Origin of the sequence: Weizmannia acidilactici (assembly GCF_008974185.1) — a bacterium.
GTDB classification, from domain to species: Bacteria; Bacillota; Bacilli; order Bacillales; family Bacillaceae_C; genus Weizmannia; species Weizmannia acidilactici.
Genome location: NZ_BKZP01000006.1, coordinates 56,596 through 78,939, shown reverse-complemented (window position 1 = coordinate 78,939; position 22,344 = coordinate 56,596). Strand labels below are relative to the sequence as shown.

The following is a 22,344-nucleotide window of genomic DNA, read 5'->3' as shown; positions in this document are numbered from 1 at the left end:
ATGGCGATCCATAAGGCCCCGGCTTGTCCCGTTTTTTCGGGTGCACGCCCTTAAAGTTTCCTGAAACCCGCTATCCGCCCAGGGTTACGCTTTAATGACGAGATTCGGTTTCTTTTTCAAGCTGTGCTGGCCATCAATAAAACGCACCGTCCCGGACTTGGCGCGCATGACGACAGAATGCGTCGATCCATACGGGCCCTTGAACTGGACGCCGCGCAGCAGTTCCCCGTCCGTGACGCCCGTTGCCGCAAAAATGGCATCATCGCCGCAAACAAGGTCGTCCATCCTTAACACTTTGTTTACATCAAGCCCCATGCTGAGACAGCGCTCATATTCCGCATCATTTTGCGGCAAGAGCCGTCCCTGGATTTCACCGCCGAGGCATTTCAGCGCAACAGCCGCAATGACCCCCTCAGGCGCCCCACCGGATCCAAATAAGATGTCAACGCCCGTATGATCAAAGGCGGTATTAATGGCAGCCGCCACGTCCCCGTCATTGATCAGTTTAATGCGGGCTCCGGCCGCACGCAGCTGCGCAATAATTTCTTCATGGCGCGGCCTGTTCAAAACAGTTGCCACCACATCCTCAATGTCCTTGTTTTTCGCTTTTGCCACAGCCTTCAAGTTATCGATGATCGGTGCATCAATATCGATCATCCCAACCGCTTCCGGACCTACCGCAATTTTATCCATATACATATCCGGCGCATGGAGCAGATGCCCGTGGTCTGCAACCGCAAGCACACTAAGCGCATTCCAGCCGCCGGATGCGAGGATATTGGTTCCTTCCAAAGGGTCTACTGCAATATCCACACGGGGGCCGTATCCATTTCCAAGTTTTTCACCGATATACAGCATCGGCGCTTCATCCATCTCCCCTTCCCCAATGACGACTGTCCCTTTCATTGGAATGGTGTCGAATACATCGCGCATTGCGGAAGTTGCAGCATCATCCGCTTCATCTTTCAATCCGCGTCCCATCCATCTGGCTGATGCCAGCGCCGCCGCTTCTGTAACGCGAACCAATTCCATTGACAAACTTCTTTCCATTTTACTACCCCCATAAATAGATGTTTGTAATTAGTATATCACATTTACAAAATTATTGTGTCACAATTTACCCAGTATACGGTATATTTATCAATTTTATGGGGATGGAAAAACCGGCGGCTCAGGAATTTTCCAGATGTTCAATCTCCTTTTGCGACATACCCTCCCGCCAAATGGTGGCGCCAAGGCCATTTAGTTTTTCAACGAGATGGCTGTAACCCCGGTCGATATGGTCCACACCGGTAACTTCCGTGATCCCGTCTGCCATCAGGCCGGCAATGACAAGGGCGGCTCCGGCGCGCAAATCGCTTGCTTTTACTTTTGCACCCTGCAGGCGGACAGGGCCGTTCACAATCGCCGAGCGCCCTTCGACTTTAATATTCGCGCTCATTCGGCGCAGCTCGTCAATATGTTTAAACCGGGCGGAATAGATCGTATCGGTCACAATAGAACTGCCCTCTGCTTTTGTCAGAAGTGCCGTAAAAGGCTGCTGCAGATCGGTCGGAAATCCCGGGTAAACAAGCGTTTTAATGTCGACGGCTTTCAACTTGTCCGGCTTTCCGATAAAAATCTGCTCATCTCCCGTTTCAACCGGGACGCCCATTTCCCTGAGCTTGGCTGTGAGCGATTCGAGGTGCTGCGGGATGACATTGTCAATCAGCACCCCTTCGCCCGTTGCCGCCGCCAAAATCATAAAGGTGCCAGCTTCAATGCGGTCCGGGATAATTGTATGCCGGCAGCCGCTCAAATGCTCAACCCCTTCTATCCGGATCACATCCGTCCCAGCCCCTTTTATTTTTGCCCCCATATTGGTCAGGAGCGTTGCCACATCAATAATTTCCGGTTCTTTCGCCGCGTTTTCGATCACTGTTCTGCCTTTTGCCTTCACCGCCGCGAGCATAATGTTAATCGTCGCACCGACGCTTACAACATCCAAATAAATGCGCGCACCAACAAGCTCATCCGCCCGCAGGTAAATCGCGCCCTGTTCGTTGGTCACTTTTGCGCCCAATGCTTCGAAACCTTTGATATGCTGGTCGATCGGGCGCGGTCCCAGGTGACATCCGCCCGGCAGCCCGATGACCGCCTTTTTGAACCTTCCAAGCATGGCCCCCATCAAGTAATAAGAAGCCCGAAGTTTTTTGACTTTACCGTTCGGCAACGGCATGGAAATCATACGGCGGGGGTCAACCGTAATTTTCCCATCCCGTGCCATCACCTTTCCCCCGATTTCTTCCAGTAAACCGGTTAAAGTCCGGACATCGGAAATTTCAGGCAAGCCTTCTATTGTTACAGGGGATTCCGCCAGTATTGTTGCGGGAATAAGGGCAACAGCACTGTTTTTTGCACCGCTGACTTTAATTGTGCCTTTCAGGGGATATCCACCTGCAATTTTTAGCTTTTCCATGTTAAGCTCCCTTCCTTAACGGGTATAGAAGTCGTTCCCAAACGTTGTCGATATTTCGCATATTCAATTCAACATAAACCATTTCCCAAAAAACTTGCCGGGAATTGTGCATATCCCAGCATCAGCATATCCTATAAGGCTAGAAATCAAACCGTTGCGGAGAAAGCAAGAAATCATGGACAATTTCAAATATTTACTACAACACGTCCTTATTTTTGCGTACGGTTGTTCCAATCGCGCGTAAATTGTTCAATCCCTTTATCTGTCAGCGGGTGTTTGAACAGCTGCACGAGCACTTTATACGGTACCGTTGCGATATGCGCCCCTGCCAGCGCCGCCTGTGTGATGTGCTGCGGATGCCGGATGGAAGCGGCGATGATTTCCGTATCGATATGGTGGATGGAAAAGATTTCTGCAATTTCAGAGATCAGGCGTATGCCGTCATGCCCAATGTCGTCCAGCCTGCCAAGGAACGGCGAAACATAGGAAGCGCCGGCTCTTGCCGCCAGCAATGCCTGGTTGCTGCTGAAAATGAGGGTCACGTTTGTACGGATGCCTTCCTGCGAAAACTGGTGGACCGCTTTCAGCCCTTCTGGCGTCATCGGAACTTTGATGGTAATATTCGGGGCAATCGCCGAAAGCTCTCTCCCTTCTTTTAACATCCCTTCCGCATCCTCGGAGACGACTTCAGCGCTTACAGAACCGGGCACCAAAGCCGTGATTTCTCTTAAACGTTCGTGGAAAGAAACATTCTCTTTTGCGACAAGCGATGGGTTGGTCGTTACACCGGATAAAATCCCCCATTCATTTGCAGCTTTAATTTCCTCGAAATTGGCGGTGTCGATAAAAAATTTCATGTTTCCTCACAGCTCCTTTGATCAGTTCTTATGTACCCAATACAAATATACCACGAAACTAAAAGAAAGTTCAGAAAAACAAACCCGTTTTTTCCACACCGGTATGTATTGGACACGGATGCACCGTTTCCCTGCAAAAAGGGATAAAAATTCGGATGGGTGCTGTTCATTTTCATAACGGCATTACCAAGAAATCTGAGGGAAACACAGGCAAATTCCGCGATGATTCACCATACCCTGCCTTTTAACATAAAGCAAAAAAGGCCCGGCACGCTTGGACAGCGCCAGACCTTCTTTTCCTCAAAGCATTATGCTTTTTGGTTAGAACCGAATTCGCGGATTTTGCCGATAACGGTCTGTTTAATGGTTTCACGTGCAGGCCCGAGATATTTACGCGGATCGTACAAATCCGGATTAGCAGCCAATACTTCGCGGACTGTTTTTGCGGAAGCAATTTGGTTTTCCGTGTTTACGTTGATTTTCGCAGTTCCTAAAGAAATGGCTTTTTTGATGTCGTCTTCAGGAATGCCTGTCCCGCCGTGGAGCACTAACGGCATACCGGTGATTTTGCTGATTTCTTCCATTTCTTTGAAGCCGAGGTTTGGTTCTCCATGGTAAGGGCCGTGTACAGAACCAAGCGCAGGAGCCAAGGCATCAATTTTTGTTGCTTCTACTAATTTCCGGCATTCTTCCGGATCTGCATAGATGATGCCTTTGCCGACAACATCGTCTTCCTGGCCGCCGACAGTACCTAATTCCGCTTCAACGGATACGCCGTGGGCATGGGCATATTCAACCACTTCGGAAGTGATTTTGACGTTTTCTTCAAATGGATGGTGGGAAGCGTCGATCATAACGGAAGTGAAACCTGCATCAATCGCTTTTTTGCAGTTTTCAACAGTGGAACCGTGGTCAAGATGGATCGCAACCGGAACAGTGATGTTCAGGTCTTCCATTAAGCCCTCAACCATTTTTACTACGGTTTTGAAGCCGCTCATGTAACGGCCCGCTCCTTCGGAAACCCCGAGAATCACTGGAGATTTTTCTTCTTCTGCTGCTTGAAGAATAGCTTGGGCATATTCAAGGTTGTTTACGTTGAATTGGCCTACTGCATATTTCCCTTCTTTTGCTTTATTGAGCATTTCAGTCATCGAAACTAAAGGCATGGGTTTTCCTCCTTATCATTTGAGTTAAAAAGATTGCCGGGATAATAATTCATTTTTATAATAAACAATCTTTTTAACTTCATACTTGTATATTGATAATTTCTTATCCATCATATCAAACAAAACTAGGATTTACCAATGAACTTTATTTGTCCGGGAAAAGAAATAAAATTATCAAAATTTTTTGGTTTGAGACTTTTTTCACATTATCCGCTTACATAGCCAAATATTTTTGCACAGCTTCCCGGATATCATCAATGTCAAAAGGCTTCGCAAAGTGATTCAACGCCCCAAAGTCTTTCGCTTCCTCTATCATGTCCAATTCCCCGTAAGCCGTCATGATAATCACGCGGATATCCGGTTTCATTTCTTTCAGCCTTTTTAAAATTTCAATGCCGTTCATGCCGGGGATTTTCATATCCAAAAGGACCAAATCAATTTCCCGATTTGCGGCGAGGTCAAGCGCCTGGGCACCGTTTGCCGCCTGAAAAGTCTCATACCCCTCTTTCTGCAGTACTTCCGTCAGCAAAATCCGGATCCCAAATTGATCGTCGACGATTAAAATATTAGGCTTTCTCATTTTTCCCCTCCGTCACATGACATTTAAACAAAATCTTTATGTATTTTTGGCTCTCAGAAAAATTTTTCCCCTTGTCTTTATGATATAACAAATTATTTCTCTTTCGGATTGTTTTTTTCCTTCTTTTACAAGTGGTAAAATAAAGAAATGACCATATACCGGGTGATGGTGCTGCATTTATTTACCCATTGGAGGGAATGGCAAAACATGTTAAAAATGTTCTCAACGCAATGTGCAGGAATTTTTCAAAAAATACAGCAATCGGAAGAATATGCGCTGGAAGACGGCGCACGCCTGCTCGCACAGGCGGCGGTCGGGGAAGGAAATATTTATATAAAAGGTTGGAAGGAAATGCAGGCGGTGGAAGTGCTTGCATTGGAAGGCCCTGAACCGTTGCGGTGCGCGAAAAAACTTGAAAAACTGGAAGAACTCATCGATGCCGACCGGGTTTTGCTGCTTACCCGTTTTTCCAATGACAAGGAAGCAGCAGAAATGGCAAAACAGCTGAACGACAGCGGCATTCCGTTTATCGCTGTTGCCGGAAAAACGGAAACAGACGGCGAAGATTTGGAGTCCCTTTCCGATGTGTTTATCCAAACGCACGTGGCAAGAGGGCTGATTCCAGGGGAAAACGGCGGTAGGGTCGGCTTTGCTGATACAATGGCGGCGACGTTTATTTATTACGGGCTGCAGTTTGCGATTGACGAAATGATGGCGGATTACGAGGATTAAAAGAATGGCGGAGGAACCGTGAAGAGTCCCTCCGTTTATTCACCTAAATCAAAATCAATTGCATCGATATTCCAGTCTTCGTTTGATTTTGGCGGCTGACCGATTTTTCCACTGTAAAGCAATTTCCCGCTTGCAATTCCATAGGCGGAAAAGTATACCGGGCCCCCGGATTTTCGTGCCAAAACAAGCACATACAGTTTTCCTCCCCTAATCTTTATAGCCGTATTTGGGCCCTGCTCTGCCGGGAAGGTGATATCACGCTTTTTTGCAATGTACGGATATCATATTCAAGCAGCCGTACCCCTTTTGGCAAAACAGCTGCTGTATAAACACTTGATTTTCCGTAAAAATAGCTGCTTTCTGCAGACGTGTTTCCGGAAAAATATTTTGGAAGCCGTATGTTCCTGCTTGTACTAGTCTGATAGTCATAAACTTCAAGTGCCTGATCCACCGTTTTTCCTTTGTCCAACTTTTGTTTCAGCAGGACAATTCCATTATGCGGCTTTTGTGGATTCAGTTCTGTTACCTTGGAATGTTGACCGATTCTGTATTGGTTGTAACGTGCTCTTCTCCCACGAGTTTCTTTAAACGCAGATCTATTGTGTAAAGATGGGGTTCCGGAGAATCGCCGTTTGCCAGAACCTTCAGCTTATGTCCGAATAATTGCACGTCATCTACATATACATAACCTAAACTTTTGAATCCAGGCACTTCCACCTCCATCGTTGATTGATGAAGACTTTTCTTCCGGATGATATCAATCTTCAAATCATATAGACGTGAGAAAGTAAGTCGGGAAAGCGGCCGTCAAATTTTTTAAAAGAAAGCTATATTATTGGTCATTGTTGATTCTCGTAAAATCTGCGGGAAGGCGAGCCTGGACCCGGGAGAGTGGTTCCTGACTGAAGAAACTCGCAACACGGGATGAGCAAAGCAAATTTCGCGAGAATCAACGGTAAAATTTGACAAAGCGCCTAAAAAAAACCCCCGCCGGGAATTTTTATTTCCCAAGCGAGGGTTTTTTTATTGTTTTGCTTTGATCGACGCTTCAATAAACCCTTTAAATAACGGCTGCGGGCGCGTCGGGCGCGATGTGAATTCCGGATGGAACTGGGATGCGACAAACCAAGGATGGTCCTCAAGTTCAATAATTTCAATCAAACGGCCGTCCGGGCTTGTTCCGGAGAAGACGAAACCGGCATGTTCCATTTGCTCGCGGAATTGGTTATTAAATTCATAACGGTGGCGGTGCCGTTCATAAATGACTTCATCCTGGTATGCTTCATACGCTTTGGAGTTTTTTGCCAGCCTGCAAGGATAAAGCCCGAGGCGCAAAGTACCGCCAAGATCTTCAATTTCTTTTTGCTCCGGCAAAAGGTCAATAATCGGATAAGGCGTATCCGGGTTGATTTCAGAAGAATGCGCACCTTTCAAACCAAGCACATTGCGGGCATATTCAATCGAAGCCAACTGCATACCGAGGCAAATGCCGAGGAACGGGATTTTGTTTTCGCGCGCATACTTAATCGCAAGGATTTTCCCTTCGATCCCGCGATCGCCGAAACCACCCGGCACCAAAATGCCATCCGCGTCTTTTAACAGTTCGTCCACATTTCTCTCATTGACATCTTCGGCATTGATCCAGTTGATATCAATGTCCGCATCAAACTGGTAACCGGCATGTTTGAGCGCCTCAGCGACGGAGAGATACGCATCCTGCAGGGTGACATATTTGCCGACAAGCGCAATTTTCACCGTCTTCGAAAGATTCCTTACGCGGTTGACAAGGGCTTTCCACTCGGACATATCCGCTTCAGGGCACTGTAGTTTTAAATGGTCGCAAACAAGCTGGTCCAATTTTTGTTCCTGCAGCATTAGCGGAACGGCATACAAAGTATCGGCATCAATGCACTCTACAACTTCATTCGGCTGAATATCGCAGAACAGCGCAAGTTTATCCTTCATTTCCTGCGAAATCGGCTTTTCCGTCCGCACGACGATAACATTCGGCTGAATCCCGAGGCTCCGCAGTTCTTTCACGCTGTGCTGGGTCGGCTTCGTTTTCAGTTCGCCCGAAGCTTTCAAGTACGGGATTAACGTGCAGTGGATATACATGACATTTTCGATGCCGACATCCGTTTTGATTTGGCGGATCGCTTCCAGGAACGGGAGCGACTCAATATCGCCGACCGTACCGCCGATTTCGGTAATCACTACATCCGCGTTGGTCACTTTGCCGGCGCGGAATACGCGTTCTTTTATTTCATTTGTAATATGCGGGATAACCTGCACGGTTCCGCCGAGATACTCGCCGCGGCGTTCTTTCCGGATGACTTCCGAGTAAACCTTCCCGGTTGTCACGCTGCTGTACTTCGTTAAATTAATATCAATAAAACGTTCATAATGGCCGAGGTCAAGGTCTGTTTCCGCTCCGTCATCCGTTACGAACACTTCACCGTGCTGGTACGGACTCATCGTTCCCGGATCGACGTTGATATACGGATCAAATTTTTGAATCGTAATATTCAGCCCCCGGTTTTTCAAAAGCCGCCCCAATGACGCAGCGGTAATCCCTTTTCCCAACGAGGAAACGACCCCGCCTGTTACAAATATATATTTTGTCACGTGTTGTCCCCTCCTGTAATGTAACTTTATTGTTCACCACAACCTATCGCTTCATCCGCCATCGCCGCGAATTCCGCGCTTTCAACACACGCGGTCCTTCCCTCCAAGCGCTTTCCCGGGAGTCCCGCAACATAAACAAAACCTTTAAAGAGAGCGCCTCCCCGCTTTTTGAAGGGCGGGTTTGCAGTTTTATAAAAAACAAAAAGCCCCTCTTGCAAACAAATTGCAAGGGGGAGCTTATTGATTTGCGATATTCCGTCCTTTTCAAAGGAGCCCAAATAACATACTACCGTTGTCCCGAAAAGAAGTCAAGCCTAATCTCTGTCTTTATCATCAAAGTCTTCATCTTCTTCGTCTTCATCGGCAATTCCGTAATCGTCATCGGAAAGCAACGCTTCGTCCTCAAAGACCTCTTTATCCTCATCAATATCGAAATCATCCGAATCGACAAGGTCTTCTTCATCGATCAAGTCTTCATCTTCCTCTTCTTCATCGGCATACTCATCGTCTTCATCTTCAACGATATCATCGAGATCATCGAAGTCGAGGTCTTCTTCATCGATATAATCATCGTCTTCATCAGGATCTTTTGCCTTTTTCCGTTTTGTTTTGACGGTGTGGGTCACTTCTTCATCAATTTGGTCGACCGGGTACCAGGCGCGGAGCCCCCAATTGTTGTCCCCAAGACTAATAAATTTGCCGTCAATATTTAAATCGGTGTAAAACTGGATCATTTTACTGCGCAATTCTTCATCTGGCAAGCCTAAAATTCCGCCGATTTCAGCAAGCAAATCTTGAAAGGAGATGGTTTGTTTTTTTTCTTCCAATATTTGTTCCGCCAACTCGATAAAAGACATTTCCTTCAGCTCTTCTTTTGGCAACTGTCGCAAGCTCAAGCGTCGCACACCCTTTCTAATTGATCAAACTGGTATATGGCAGGCAAAATGGCAATGCCTTTGCATGATTTTAAAAAAACATACTTACCATTATATACAAAATACAGGCATTTATGCTAGCCCCGCGTCCCTTTCCGGCTGTTTTTATTCCGTGCTTTCATATGGCCGGGGCTCCTGATCAGCCGGTATGCAAGATAAAATAATAAAAAAGACAGAATAAGAAAAGGGATGGCACCAAGATCTTTATTATATAAAAAATACCCAATCGGAAGAAATAATACAAGACCGGTGCATGTTAAAACGATTTTCACTAAAGGAGACAAACAGTCCACATCCCTTTGAAAAAAATAAGCGATGTGATTGGCCCGCTTCCATCGCATCCGCCTTTTGGCAAAAAATCTCTTTTTACCCCTGTCCATTGTACATCCATCCTGCTGAAGGACACAATAAAATTATAGACAGAAAGCTAAATAATTTTCGCAGAAGTGCATCCGGCCTTTGAAACTTGCAAAAAAATCGGCATTGGTCTGCCTAATTTTTTGTGTAGGGGCTATCCCAAAAGCCCGCTTACGCTTAAATAAAAAACACATCGGAATAATCATTGTTCTTAACAAGTTTTCTCTGTTTCTTGTTTACTTTTGATGATCGCGATCCGCGAGCCTCTTCGCACGATGCCGTACTGCGTGCCTCGCCTGGCCCGCTTTTCCCACAGGAATCTCGTAAATATCGTGGTTCAATTATAGCCTTGCATTAAAAAAGGGCTGCCCTCAGGTCAGTTGCTGACTTTTGGACAGTCCATTACGTATCGCCCTCCGCTTTTCTTATTGTCCAGCTCCGGGAGCTATCGGCTAGCGGATTTTACGGCCTCTTCCCTACGATAAGTCAACATCGGCTCGTTACCTCGCCGTGTTTCCTTTATCTCAGTCAGAGGTAAAAAAATCCGTACGCCGATGGGCGAGCGCCCTCCGCTTTTCTCATCACATATTTCTTCTGTACTGGCCGCCGATTTCATAGAGGGTGTTGGTGATTTGTCCGAGGCTTGCGGATTTTACGGCTTCCATGAGCTCCGCGAAAATATTGCCGCCTTCCACAGCCGTTTGTTTTAATTTTTCCAGTGCCGCTTCAGCCTCTCCCTTGTGGCGCGCCTGAAAATCCCGCAAATTTTTAATCTGGAGATCCTTTTCTTCCTTCGTTGCGCGCGCCAGCTGCATATTGTTCACCTCATCTTCGCTTGGCGGGTTCGGATTCAGGAAAGTATTCACGCCGATAATCGGTAGAGTTCCCGAATGCTTCCTGACTTCATACTCCATCGATTCCTCCTGGATTTTCCCCCTTTGATACTGGGTTTCCATGGCGCCGAGCACGCCGCCGCGGTCATTGATCCGCTCAAATTCTTCCAGCACTGCCGCTTCAACAAGATCCGTCAACTCTTCAATAATAAAAGACCCCTGGAGCGGGTTTTCGTTTTTGGACAAACCGTGCTCTTTCGTGATGATCAACTGGATTGCCATTGCGCGGCGCACCGATTCTTCCGTCGGCGTCGTAATCGCTTCATCGTACGCATTCGTATGGAGCGAATTGCAATGGTCCTGAAGCGCCATCAAAGCCTGCAGCGTTGTGCGGATGTCGTTAAAATCAATCTCCTGTGCGTGCAGCGACCGGCCCGAGGTCTGAATATGGTATTTTAGTTTCTGGCTCCGTTCGTTCGCCCCGTATAAATCGCGCATCACAATCGCCCATATTCTCCTGGCGACTCGGCCAATGACCGTATATTCCGGGTCAAGTCCGTTGGAAAAAAAGAAGGACAGGTTCGGGGCAAAGTCGTCAACTTTCATCCCTCTGCTCAAATAATACTCCACATAGGTGAAACCGTTTGCGAGCGTAAAAGCGAGTTGGGAAATCGGATTGGCACCGGCTTCCGCAATATGGTAGCCGGAAATCGACACAGAATAATAATTGCGCACTTTATGTTCGATGAAATATTGCTGGATATCGCCCATCATCCGGAGCGCAAACTCGGTTGAAAAAATACATGTATTCTGGCCCTGGTCTTCTTTTAAAATATCCGCCTGCACTGTGCCTCTGACCGTTTGCAGCGTTTTCCTGCGCACTTCGGAAAATTCCTCCACTGTCAAGGTGCGCCCGAGTTCCGCTTTCTTCTTTTTCACCTGCTGGTCGATCGCCGTATTCATAAACATTGCCAAAATGATCGGCGCCGGACCGTTGATCGTCATCGATACAGAGGTGGAAGGAGCGCAGAGGTCAAAGCCCTCATATAATTTTTTCATATCATCCAATGTGCAGACACTGACGCCCGACTCGCCGACTTTCCCGTAAATATCCGGTCGTTCGTCCGGATCCTCTCCGTACAGCGTCACTGAATCAAAAGCCGTGCTGAGCCGTTTGGCAGGATCATCTTTCGATAAATAATGGAAGCGCCGGTTCGTCCGTTCCGGTGTCCCTTCCCCCGCAAACTGCCGCTTCGGGTCTTCCTCCCGGCGCTTAAACGGGAAAACGCCTGCCGTAAACGGAAATGCCCCGGGCACATTTTCTTTATACGCCCATTTTAAGATTTCGCCTTTATCTTCCCATTTCGGCAGCGCCACTTTCGGAATGGCAAGACCGGATAAACTCGTTGTCCTGATCGCGGTTGTGATTTCTTTATCCCTGATTTTAACCGTAAAGGTCTCACCGCTGTATTTTTCTTTCAGCGCCGGCCAATTTTCGAGGATCGCTTTCGATTCTTCCGTTAACCCTTTTTCCGCTTCGTTGCACAGCGTTTCAAGAGACTCGATGACATCACGTGCCGCCCCGCTTTCTTTTGCAGCTGCAATTGCCCCTTCCAGCTGGAACAGTTTTCTCGCAAGACGGACCTGCTCTTCCGTTTTTTTGTGGTAACGGCGGACCGTCTCCGCAATTTCCCGCAAGTAATGTACGCGGCTTCCCGGGATGATGACATGCTGTTTTCCCGGCGCCTGCTCTTTTGAAAAAGAAGAATGGAAATCTGTTCCTGCTTTCCCGTTGATTTTTTCAATGAGGGCGGCAAACAATGCGTTCGTTCCTGCATCGTTAAACCGGCTGGCAATGGTGCCATATACAGGCATATCGTCAAGCTTTTGGTCAAACAGCATATGGCTGCGCTGGTACTGCTTTTGCACCTGCTTTTTCGCATCTTCAGAACCATTCCGCTCAAATTTGTTGATCACAATCAAATCGGCATAATCAATCATATCGATTTTTTCAAGCTGGGACGGAGCGCCGAATTCGCTTGTCATGACATACATGGCAACATCGGAAACATTAGTGATTTCCGCATCCCCCTGTCCGATTCCGCTCGTTTCGACAAAAATCAAGTCAAATCCAGCCGCTTTGACAATCCGGATCGCATCTTCAATGGCAAGGGAGAGTTCGGAACGGGATGCCCTTGTCGCCAAACTCCGCATATACACGTTCGGGTGGAAAATGGCATTCATCCGGATCCTGTCACCGAGCAATGCCCCGCCCGTTTTTTGTTTCGTAGGGTCAATCGATAAGACGGCAATTTTTTTATCCGGATTATCACGGAGAAAACGGCGGATCAGTTCATCGGTCAATGAGCTTTTCCCTGCGCCGCCGGTTCCGGTAATGCCCACGACCGGCGCTTCCCGGACAGCTGACGCAACGGATTCAAGTCCGGCGAGCGCTTCCTGGTGGTTTAAGTGATTTTCCGCATACGAAATCAGCCTGGCAACGGATTTAATCCGCCCTTCTTTTAAACGTCTGGCTTCTTTTTCGAAATCCTCTTCCGTAATCGTAGGTCGGTCGCACTCCCGGAGCATAATATTGATCATCCCTTGGAGGCCGAGCTTTCTGCCGTCCTCGGGTGAAAAGATACGTGCGATGCCGTATTCGTGTAGCTCTTTGATCTCGCGCGGAATGATCACGCCCCCGCCGCCGCCGTATATGCAGATATGGGAAGCGTCATTTTCCTGCAGTAGATCATACATATACTTAAAAAATTCGAGATGGCCTCCCTGGTAAGACGAAACGGCGATGCCCTGGGCGTCTTCCTGGATTGCTGCCTGGACGATTTCGCGGGCTGAGCGGTTATGCCCCAGATGGATCACTTCGGCACCGCTCGCCTGCAGGATCCTCCGCATAATATTGATGGAAGCATCATGACCGTCAAACAGACTGGAAGCCGTAACAAACCGGACCGCATGTTTCGGGTGGTATACTTCTACAGCAGCCATAGAATCCCCCTATCTTTTAGAGATTGGAAAACAACAGGTTCGTTTGCAGCTCAATATAATCATCAATCGTAAACTTCTTTTTAAATGCCCAACGGCGGAAAGCCCACATCTCGCCCTGGACAAAAATATTATGGGCGAGCATCTCCACGTGTTTTTCATCCAAATTAAGTTCGCCGTTTTCGACGCATTTTCGGATCATCGTTTCAAACATGCCGACCATTTCCAGTTCTTTTTTCAGGACATAAGGCAGCGCTTCTTTCGTCAGCGATTTTGCTTCCTGGTACATGACGAGCACTTCATCCTGCAGTTCATCGACAATCCGGAAATAATGGGCAATGCCAAGCTTCAGACTTTCAAGCGTCCCCTGCCCGGCATCCATGCCGAGCAGCCTTTCGCGCACTTCATCGTAAATCCGGTCGCACACCAAATACAGCACATCTTCTTTTGCACGGATATATTCATAAAGCGTACCGATGCTAAAACCTGACTTATTTGCAATTTCCCGTGTTGTCGTCCGGTGGAATCCTTTTTCTTTAAAAAGCGATACAGCCGCATTGATCATTTGGTTTCTGCGCAGTTCAACCAATTTTTCATCCCTTACTGATGCCGGAACAATTTTCTTTTGGCTCACAAACGGTCTCCCTTCTTCAACAAGCGGTCCATTCCGTCAGTCTCTTATCAGCATTCTAGAAATGACAAGTCTTTGGATTTCCTGCGTCCCTTCATAGATTTGCGTTATTTTGGCATCGCGCATAAACCGCTCAACCGGATAGTCTTTCGTATAGCCGTAGCCCCCGAAAATCTGGACAGCTTCCGTCGTTACTTTCATCGCGGTGTCTCCGGCAAACAGTTTCGACATAGCTGATTCTTTCCCGTACGGCAGGCCGTTCGATTCAAGCCAGGCAGCTTGATATGTTAACAGTCTTGCAGCTTCCACAGCGGTTGCCATATCGGCAAGTTTGAAGGATATGCCCTGGTTGGCCGCAATCGGTTTGCCGAACTGCTTCCGTTCTTTCGCATAGGCAACGGCCGCATCGAGCGCGCCCTGGGCAATGCCGACTGCCTGCGCCGCGATGCCGTTGCGCCCGCCGTCAAGCGTCATCATGGCGATTTTAAAACCTTGCCCTTCTTCCCCTAACAAATTTTCTTCCGGCACAATGCAATCTTCAAAAATAATTTCCGTTGTCGTAGAAGAACGGATGCCCATTTTCTTTTCTTTTTTGCCTGTTGAAAAACCCGGAAAAATTTTTTCTATAATGAAGGCACTTGTTCCGTGGTGTTTGCTTGAAGGATCCGTCAGGGCAAACACAATATAAATATCTGCCACACCGCCGTTTGTTATAAAAATCTTTGAACCGTTTAAAACATAATGGTCCCCTTCACGCCGTGCCGTTGTCACCATCGAGCCCGCATCTGAACCCGATCCCGGTTCGGTCAAGCCGTAAGCACCAATTTTTTCACCGCGGGCAAGCGGAGTAAGGTATTTCTGTTTTTGTTCTTCAGTCCCGAATTTAAACAGCGGCCAGCTGGCAAGCGAAGTATGCGCCGACAATGTGACGCCGGTCGAGGCACACACGCGCGACAGCTCCTCCACCGCAATGCAGTAGGCCAAAAAATCGCTCCCGATCCCCCCGTACTGTTCCGGCCAGGGGATGCCCGTCAAGCCGAGTTCCGCCATTTTATCAAAGATTGAACGGTCAAATCGTTCATTTTCATCGCGTTCCGCCGCTGTCGGCGCCACTTCTTTCACCGCAAAGTCGCGCACCATTTTCCGAATCATTTGATGTTCTTCATTCAGACGAAAGTCCATTTATTCTCCCCCCCATTGATGATTTGCGGAACCAGAATAGCCCCTTTTACCGTAAGAACTGATTGCTGATCACCATTTTTTGGATTTCACTTGTGCCTTCGTAAATTTGTGTAATTTTTGCATCACGGAAGTACCGTTCAAGCGGATAATCTTCCGTATAACCGTTTCCGCCGAAAATCTGCATCGCTGCAATTGCCGTATCGACCGCCGTTTGAGAAGCAAACAGTTTGGCCATCGATGCTTTTTTTTTGCAGTCCAAGCCCCTGCTCCGTAAATGCGATGCCCGGTAGACAAGCAGTTTACTTGCTTCGATGCGTGTAGCTATATCGGCCAGTTTAAACCCGACCCCTTGAAACTCATGAACCGGGCGGCCGAACTGCCAGCGGTTTTTCGCATATTGAAGCGAAAGCCCGTAAGCGCCTTCCGCAATGCCCAATGCCTGCGCCGCAATCCCGATCCGGCCCGCGTCCAGGTTGGCCATGGCAATTTTTAAGCCTTCCCCTTCTTTTCCGAGCCGGTTTTCAGCCGGAACATGCAGATTTTCAAAATGAAGTTGAACCGTTTTTGACCCGTGCAGGCCCATTTTTTTCTCTTCTTTACCGACCCGGAAGCCCGGCATGTTTTTCTCAACGATAAATGCGGTAATGCTACCGTCTTCCGTCCGGGTAAATACGATGTACGTATCCGCTTCTCCCCCGTTTGTAACGAACATTTTTGAACCGTTTATCACATAAGAATCACGTTTCCTGACTGCCTTCGTTTTAAGGTTTTTCGCATCCGAACCCGCATCGGCTTCTGTCAGGCAAAAAGCGCCTAAATATTCCCCGCTTGCCAATTTCGGCAAATATTTCCCTTTTTGCGCCTCATTCCCGAAATACAAAATCGGGTTTGTGCCGACCGAAGAGTGGACGGAGAGGATCACGCCGATTGTTGCGCTGACTTTTGAAATTTCATGGATAGCCAATATATAGGATGTGAAATCCAGCCCGGCCCCGCCGTATTTTTCGGGCACCGTCATCCCCATTAGGCCGAAGGATGCCATCTTATGAAGAATCTCCCGTGGAAACCAACCTTTTTCCATCCTGCCAACGAGCGGCAAAATTTCTTTTTCCGCAAAATCACGCACCATTTTTCTCAACAAAAGCTGTTCTTCCGTAAAATGAAAGTCCATCGCGCGGCCCCCTTTTTGGGTGGTCATTCATACGTATAGAAACCTCTCCCTGTTTTTCTGCCGAGCCACCCGGCATTGACGTATTTCCGCAGGAGCGGGCAAGGGCGGTATTTATCGTCACCGAACCCTTCGTGCAAGGTTTCCATAATATACAAACAAGTGTCGAGCCCGATAAAGTCCGCCAACGTAAGCGGGCCCATTGGATGGTTCATGCCAAGTTTCATCACTTCATCAATTGCTTCTTTTGTGGCGACCCCTTCATAAAGGGTGTAAACCGCTTCATTGATCATCGGCATTAAAACCCGGTTGGAAACGAAGCCCGGAAAATCATTGACTTCAACCGCCGTCTTCCCGAGCGCCGCGGCGGTATCATACACTTTTTCGTACACCTGGTCGCTTGTTACGAGCCCGCGGATAATTTCCACTAGCTTCATCACCGGAACAGGATTCATAAAATGCATACCGATCACATTTTCCGGCCTGTCTGTCACAGCAGCCAGCTCCGTAATCGGCAAGGATGAAGTGTTGGTCGCAAGCACGACATCCTTTGGCGCAATCCCGCTCAGCTGCTTAAAAATCTCTTTTTTTACTTTCATATTTTCGGTTGCCGCTTCAACAACCATTTCGGCCCCGGCAGCGTCCTCCAGGCTTGTGGAAGGGGTGAGGCGGGATAAAACCGCGTCCCTTTCTTCACTGGAAAGTTTTTGTTTTTCCACTTGGTGTGCCAAATTTTTCCGGATGGCTGCCAGACCCCTCTCAATCAGTTCCGTTTGAAGGTCATTTAAATATACGTGCCAACCCGCCTGCGCAAAAACCTGGGCAATCCCGGACCCCATCTGCCCAGCCCCGATCACTATGACAGTCTGTTTTTCCATTCTGATCACCTCTCACTGTACTTCAATCATGACGGCATCACCCTGCCCGCCGCCGGAGCAGATCGCCGCGATGCCAATTCCCCCACCGCGCCGTTTCAGCTCGTGGGCAAGGGTCAAAATGATGCGCGTGCCGCTTGCCCCGATCGGGTGTCCTAAAGCTACCGCACCCCCGTTTACATTGACTTTTTCGAGATCAAGCTGTGCAATTTTACTGCTGGCAAGCGCAACTGCGGCAAATGCTTCATTGATTTCAAACAAATTAATTTCTTCCAGCTTTCTCCCGGTCTTCTCTAGAATTTCATTGATTACAAGCCCAGGTGTTTGTGGAAAGTGCTGCGCCTCGACCGCCACTTCCGCATGGGCGATAATTGTGGCAAGCGGTTTCAATCCTTCTTTTGCGGCTCGCTCCCCGCTCATCAGCACTAGTGCGGCTGCGCCGTCATTGACCCCCGGCGCATTGCCCGCTGTAATGGTGCCGTCTTGATCAAAGGCAGGCGGCAGCTGCGACAGCTTTTCCAGTGTCGTATCCGGGCGCGGCGGCTCGTCATGTTCCACCAGCAGAGCAGGCCCTTTTCTTTGCGGCACTTCGACCGGTACGATTTCTTCGGCAAATTTCCCGGCCTGGATCGCTTCCAATGCTTTTTGGTGGCTCCTTAATGCCCAACGGTCCTGGAATTCCCTTGAAAGTTCGAATGCTTCCGCTGTCCGGTTTCCATATGTGCCCATATGTACACCTGAAAAAGCACAGGTCAAGCCGTCATGCGTCATCATATCTTTAAGCTGCACATCACCCATTTTCAATCCCCATCTTCCTTTCGGCAGGAAGTATGGGGCGTTCGACATCGATTCCATGCCGCCGGCCACGATCACTTCCCCATCCCCGGAGCGGATAATCTGGTCCGCGAGCGTTACGCTTCTCATCCCGGAAGCACACACTTTGTTAATCGTTTCCGTTTTGACTTCCCACGGGATCCCGGCGTATCTCGCCGCCTGCCTGGACGGGAGTTGGCCCTGGCCGCCCTGCAGGACATTTCCCATAATGACTTCATCCACATCGCCGCTTTGGACACCTGCCTTTTCCAAAACGCTTTTGATGGCAATCCCGCCAAGCTGGGATGCCGTCAAACTGCTCAATTTTCCCCCGAATTTGCCAAAGGGCGTACGTGCCCCGCTCACAATGACCGTTTTCAACCATCTTCTCCCCTTTAATTAAAATATTTTGTAAGCTCCCAAAAATGAACGAACGCTCGGTCAACCGAAACGCGGAGGCGCTTCAAACCAAGGTTCAAATAAAACGGCGGAGAAACTTCCCCAAACTTTTGCATGCTGCCTCCCAAGTTTGCCATTCTCCGCCGTTATCGTATGATGTTGCTCGATTAAGATACTGCAGTTGCCCGCCCCGGCACGCCGCAAACCGAAAGTTCAAGAATTTCCGCCACATCAAGCGTTTTGACCTTGTCTTCCACTTCTTTTGCTTTCGTGCCGTCGGACAGCATCGTCAGACAGTACGGGCATTCCGTGCTGATGACGGTTGGATTGACGGCAAGCGCCTGCTCCGTGCGTGCCACATTAATCCGGTGCCCGGTATCTTCTTCCATCCACATTAAGCCGCCGCCGGCCCCGCAGCACATCGCCGTTTCACGGTTCCGTTCCATTTCCACCAGCTTTACGCCCGGAATCATTTTTAAGATTTCGCGCGGCTGGTTATAAATATCATTGTATCTGCCAAGATAGCAGGAATCATGGAACGTTACAGCCTCATTCACTTCATATTTCGGTTTTAAGCGTCCTTCCTTAAGCAGCTGGTACAGCACCTCGGTATGGTGGTACACTTCCCCTTCAAACCCGAAATCCTTATATTCCTTCTTAAACGTATTGTATGCGTGCGGGTCAATCGTTACGATTTTTTTCACACCGTTTTTTTCAAACTCGGCAATATTCTGGCCGGCCAGCTCCTGGAATAAAAATTCATTTCCAAGCCTGCGAGCCGTATCCCCGGAGTTTTTCTCCTTATTGCCGAGGATGGCAAATTTGACGCCTGCTTCATTGAGCAGCTTCGCAAACGACTGTGCGATTTTCTGGCTGCGGCTGTCATAGGAGCCCATCGAACCGACCCAGAATAAATATTCAAATTCCTCACCGGATTTTTTCATTTCTTTTACGGTCGGCACTTGGATATCCTCCCGCCCTTCGCGCCATGTTTCCCGCTCTTTCCGGTTCAGCCCCCAAGGGTTGCCCTGCCGCTCAATGTTCTGCATCGCCCGCTGCGCATCCGGGTTCACTTTCCCTTCCGTCAGCACAAGATAGCGCCTGAGGTCGATAATCTTTTCGACATGCTCGTTCATTACCGGGCACTGGTCTTCACAGTTCCGGCATGTCGTGCACGCCCAGATCTCTTCTTCCGTAATAACATCGCCGATTAGGCTTGGCCGGTAAGAAAGAGCAGCTGCCGCCTCTTCAGCCCCCCGGGTTGCGCTTGCCATTGCGAGCTGGTTCCCTTTCGTATGCGAAAAAGCGAAGGCCGGAACCCACGGCTGCTTGGACGTGACAGCCGCACCGTAATTCGTTAAATGATCCCTTAATTTAATGATCAGATCCATCGGCGAAAGCATCTTGCCTGTCCCGGTCGCCGGGCACATATTCGTGCAACGCCCGCATTCGACGCACGCATACAGATCGACAAGCTGCAGCTGCGTGAAGTCCTGGATTTTGCCGACCCCGAAGCTTTCCTGCGACTCATCCTCAAAATCGATCGGGCGGAGCTTGCCGACATCATCAAGCCGGTTCAGGTACACATTCGCCGGCCCAGCAATCAAGTGGGCATGCTTCGACTGCGGAATGTAGACGAGGAACGTCAAAAGCAGCAGCAGGTGCATCCACCATGCAATGTAAAAGACAACAGCCGCTGCTCGGGGCCCGATCCAGTCGAAAGCCGCGGCAAGTGCTGATGCGACCGGTTCCGTCCATGACAGTTCCTCCTGGTGCCAGATGAGACCCATGCCGCCTCCGACAAGGACGGAAACCATCAACCCGCCGATAAAAATAAGCACAAGCCCCGCTTTAAAATCCCGTTTCAGGCGCACGAGCTTTTCAATATAGCGGCGGTAATACGCCCAGCCGACCGCAAATAAAATGACGAGCGTGACGATTTCCTGGAAAAAGGTAAATCCAGGATAAAGCAGCCCGAGCGGCAAGTGCGTGCCCGGCGCAAGCCCCTTCCAAATAAAATCGATGGCGCCGAATTGGACGAGAATGAACCCGTAAAACATCATGACGTGGATGGCGCCGCTTTTTTTATCTTTGAGCAGCTTTTTCTGCCCGAAGACATACACCCAGATTTTCTTGAGCCGCTCCTTTACGTTATTGTCAAATTCCTGCTTCTTCCCCAATTTGATATACTGCACCCTTGTCCTCACCAAATAAACAAACAGGCCAATACCGTAAGCGGTTACAGACAGGAATGCAATCCAGTTCAACCATAATAAAATGTGCATCTTTCCCCCGACACTCCCTTCGATCATTCGTGCTGCACGTTAAGGAAAACAGGAAATTTTCCGAATCTTGCTTACTCCTATTATATAATGAATGAGCATTCAGTCAATCCTTTTTTTGATTTTTTTAAGATTTTCTGAAAAGACGTTTCCCATTTTGTGTGTTATCCATATGTAAAATCGGCGCCTTTTGGGTAGACTAACGGATATGAACATCTGTGAAACGGGGAAAATGATATGATCTTGCTTTTGTCTCTCTCAGCGGCAGCAGCACTCGTCATCTGGCTCATTACCGATTACACGCTCGGAAAAAAACATTTTTGCAGCATTTGCCATAAGCGGGAATATCCCATCCGGGCAGGCGACTTTACCATTTTTACGTCCGGGGAAGATTTATTTCCGCAATATTTTTCCGATATCGGAAACGCAAAAGAAAGCATCTATGTCCTTTTTTATATTGTGAATAATGACGGCATCAGCCGGGATCTATTCAACCTTTTGGCAAAAAAAGCGCGGGAAGATATTGATGTCAAGGTGCTGCTCGATTGGGCGGGCAGCCGCCGGGTCACGAAAAAAATGATCTCGCAGCTCGAACAAGCGGGCGCATCTTTTGCCGTCAGCCACCGGCCAACATTCCCGTTTTTCTTTTTTTCGCTCCAGCAGCGGAACCATAGGAAAATCACCGTGATTGACGGAAAGATTGGCTATATCGGCGGATTTAATGTCGGAAAAGAATACATTGGTGAAAATCCGGCACTTTCTCCTTGGCGGGATTATCATTTCCGCTTGACAGGTGGGAGCATCGGCGATTTGCAGCAGGAATTTATCTTAAATTGGAACGAAGCCGCCAAAGAGAAAATGTCCGCTGCAATGGCGGTAACACCCCGTGCCGAAACGGAGGGATTGCGCCACCAAATCATTCCGACAGAAGGGATTGACCTTGAGGATTTGTTGTGCGGGCTGATTGACCGGGCGCGCTCCTCCATTTTTATCGGCTCGCCTTATTTTATTCCGACCGCGAAAATCCAAAAAAAACTGGTCAGGGCGTTGGAGCGCGGCGTAAAATTGGTGGTGCTCGCGCCCGGAAAAGCCGACCATATGCTTGTAAAAGAGGCCGCTTTCCGGTTTTTCCGCGAACTGCTCAAAAAAGGGGCGGAAATTTATTTATTCAACCCCGGTTTTTATCATGCCAAAATTGTGATCATAGACGAAGCCGTCTGCGATATCGGGACTGCCAATTTCGACCGACGCAGCGTACTTTTGAACCTTGAAATCAACTGCCTCGTTTATGATGCCGGCTTTATTCAAAAAATGCGCGAGGTGTTCATGGAAGATACCAGGCACGCCATCCCGCTCACACTTGAAGATATCAACCACCCCGGCTGGTTTTCAAAAGCAAAAGAGTGGGGCGCACGGGCAATTGAAGAATTTTTATAAAATCCATCAACATC

At 48.5% G+C, this 22,344-nt stretch carries 17 protein-coding genes; 2 read left to right on the top strand and 15 right to left on the bottom strand.

What is annotated here, in order from left to right:
- Positions 1–84: 84 nt before the first annotated feature.
- The 5 genes from glpX to BpJC4_RS04145 form a co-directional block, all read right to left on the bottom strand.
- Positions 85–1,050: a class II fructose-bisphosphatase gene (gene glpX, locus BpJC4_RS04165; RefSeq protein ID WP_151680098.1), complete on the bottom strand. Its 966-nt coding sequence runs from the start codon at positions 1,048–1,050 to the stop codon at positions 85–87.
- Positions 1,051–1,171: 121 nt separating this feature from the next.
- Positions 1,172–2,458, bottom strand: coding sequence for a UDP-N-acetylglucosamine 1-carboxyvinyltransferase (gene murA / locus BpJC4_RS04160; RefSeq protein WP_151697568.1), 1,287 nt, complete (start codon positions 2,456–2,458; stop codon positions 1,172–1,174).
- 209 nt (positions 2,459–2,667) lie between these two features.
- Positions 2,668–3,315, bottom strand: a complete 648-nt coding sequence (gene fsa / locus BpJC4_RS04155; RefSeq protein WP_151680100.1) for a fructose-6-phosphate aldolase — start codon at positions 3,313–3,315, stop codon at positions 2,668–2,670.
- 308 nt (positions 3,316–3,623) lie between these two features.
- Positions 3,624–4,481 (bottom strand): class II fructose-bisphosphate aldolase, encoded by an 858-nt coding sequence (locus tag BpJC4_RS04150; RefSeq protein WP_151680101.1) that lies wholly within the window; start codon positions 4,479–4,481, stop codon positions 3,624–3,626.
- A gap of 214 nt (positions 4,482–4,695) precedes the next feature.
- A complete protein-coding gene (locus tag BpJC4_RS04145) occupies positions 4,696–5,061 on the bottom strand; it encodes a response regulator (protein WP_151680102.1) in 366 nt (121 codons plus the stop codon).
- A 207-nt stretch (positions 5,062–5,268) separates the two neighbouring features.
- Here BpJC4_RS04145 and BpJC4_RS04140 point away from each other — a divergent pair, with 207 nt between their 5' ends.
- Positions 5,269–5,793: a DUF2529 family protein gene (locus BpJC4_RS04140; protein WP_151680126.1), complete on the top strand. Its 525-nt coding sequence runs from the start codon at positions 5,269–5,271 to the stop codon at positions 5,791–5,793.
- 35 nt (positions 5,794–5,828) lie between these two features.
- Here BpJC4_RS04140 and BpJC4_RS16040 read toward each other — a convergent pair whose 3' ends face one another.
- The 10 genes from BpJC4_RS16040 to BpJC4_RS04085 all read right to left on the bottom strand — a co-directional run bounded on the left by BpJC4_RS16040 (position 5,829) and on the right by BpJC4_RS04085 (position 20,896).
- Entirely contained in the window at positions 5,829–5,984 is a 156-nt protein-coding gene (locus BpJC4_RS16040; protein WP_172967448.1) for a hypothetical protein, read from the bottom strand.
- 832 nt (positions 5,985–6,816) lie between these two features.
- Complete coding sequence (pyrG, locus tag BpJC4_RS04135; RefSeq protein WP_151680103.1) at positions 6,817–8,418, bottom strand: CTP synthase; 1,602 nt, start codon at positions 8,416–8,418, stop codon at positions 6,817–6,819.
- 314 nt (positions 8,419–8,732) lie between these two features.
- Positions 8,733–9,314 carry a DNA-directed RNA polymerase subunit delta gene (gene rpoE, locus BpJC4_RS04125; RefSeq protein ID WP_151680105.1) on the bottom strand — a complete coding sequence of 194 codons (582 nt, stop codon included), beginning with the start codon at positions 9,312–9,314 and terminating at the stop codon, positions 8,733–8,735.
- A gap of 977 nt (positions 9,315–10,291) precedes the next feature.
- A complete protein-coding gene (gene icmF, locus BpJC4_RS04115; protein ID WP_151697567.1) occupies positions 10,292–13,546 on the bottom strand; it encodes a fused isobutyryl-CoA mutase/GTPase IcmF in 3,255 nt (1,084 codons plus the stop codon).
- A 16-nt stretch (positions 13,547–13,562) separates the two neighbouring features.
- A complete protein-coding gene (locus BpJC4_RS04110; RefSeq protein ID WP_151680108.1) occupies positions 13,563–14,177 on the bottom strand; it encodes a TetR/AcrR family transcriptional regulator in 615 nt (204 codons plus the stop codon).
- 36 nt (positions 14,178–14,213) lie between these two features.
- Positions 14,214–15,356: an acyl-CoA dehydrogenase gene (locus BpJC4_RS04105; RefSeq protein ID WP_151680109.1), complete on the bottom strand. Its 1,143-nt coding sequence runs from the start codon at positions 15,354–15,356 to the stop codon at positions 14,214–14,216.
- 46 nt (positions 15,357–15,402) lie between these two features.
- Positions 15,403–16,527: an acyl-CoA dehydrogenase gene (locus BpJC4_RS04100; RefSeq protein WP_151697566.1), complete on the bottom strand. Its 1,125-nt coding sequence runs from the start codon at positions 16,525–16,527 to the stop codon at positions 15,403–15,405.
- Positions 16,528–16,550: 23 nt separating this feature from the next.
- Positions 16,551–17,402: a 3-hydroxybutyryl-CoA dehydrogenase gene (locus BpJC4_RS04095; RefSeq protein ID WP_151680111.1), complete on the bottom strand. Its 852-nt coding sequence runs from the start codon at positions 17,400–17,402 to the stop codon at positions 16,551–16,553.
- A 12-nt stretch (positions 17,403–17,414) separates the two neighbouring features.
- A complete protein-coding gene (locus BpJC4_RS04090; RefSeq protein WP_151680112.1) occupies positions 17,415–18,593 on the bottom strand; it encodes an acetyl-CoA C-acetyltransferase in 1,179 nt (392 codons plus the stop codon).
- 185 nt (positions 18,594–18,778) lie between these two features.
- Positions 18,779–20,896, bottom strand: a complete 2,118-nt coding sequence (locus tag BpJC4_RS04085) for a (Fe-S)-binding protein (RefSeq protein ID WP_172968283.1) — start codon at positions 20,894–20,896, stop codon at positions 18,779–18,781.
- A 234-nt stretch (positions 20,897–21,130) separates the two neighbouring features.
- Here BpJC4_RS04085 and BpJC4_RS04080 point away from each other — a divergent pair, with 234 nt between their 5' ends.
- On the top strand, positions 21,131–22,330 hold the full coding sequence (locus BpJC4_RS04080) for a phospholipase D-like domain-containing protein (RefSeq protein ID WP_151680114.1): 1,200 nt from the start codon (positions 21,131–21,133) through the stop codon (positions 22,328–22,330).
- Positions 22,331–22,344: the final 14 nt, after the last annotated feature.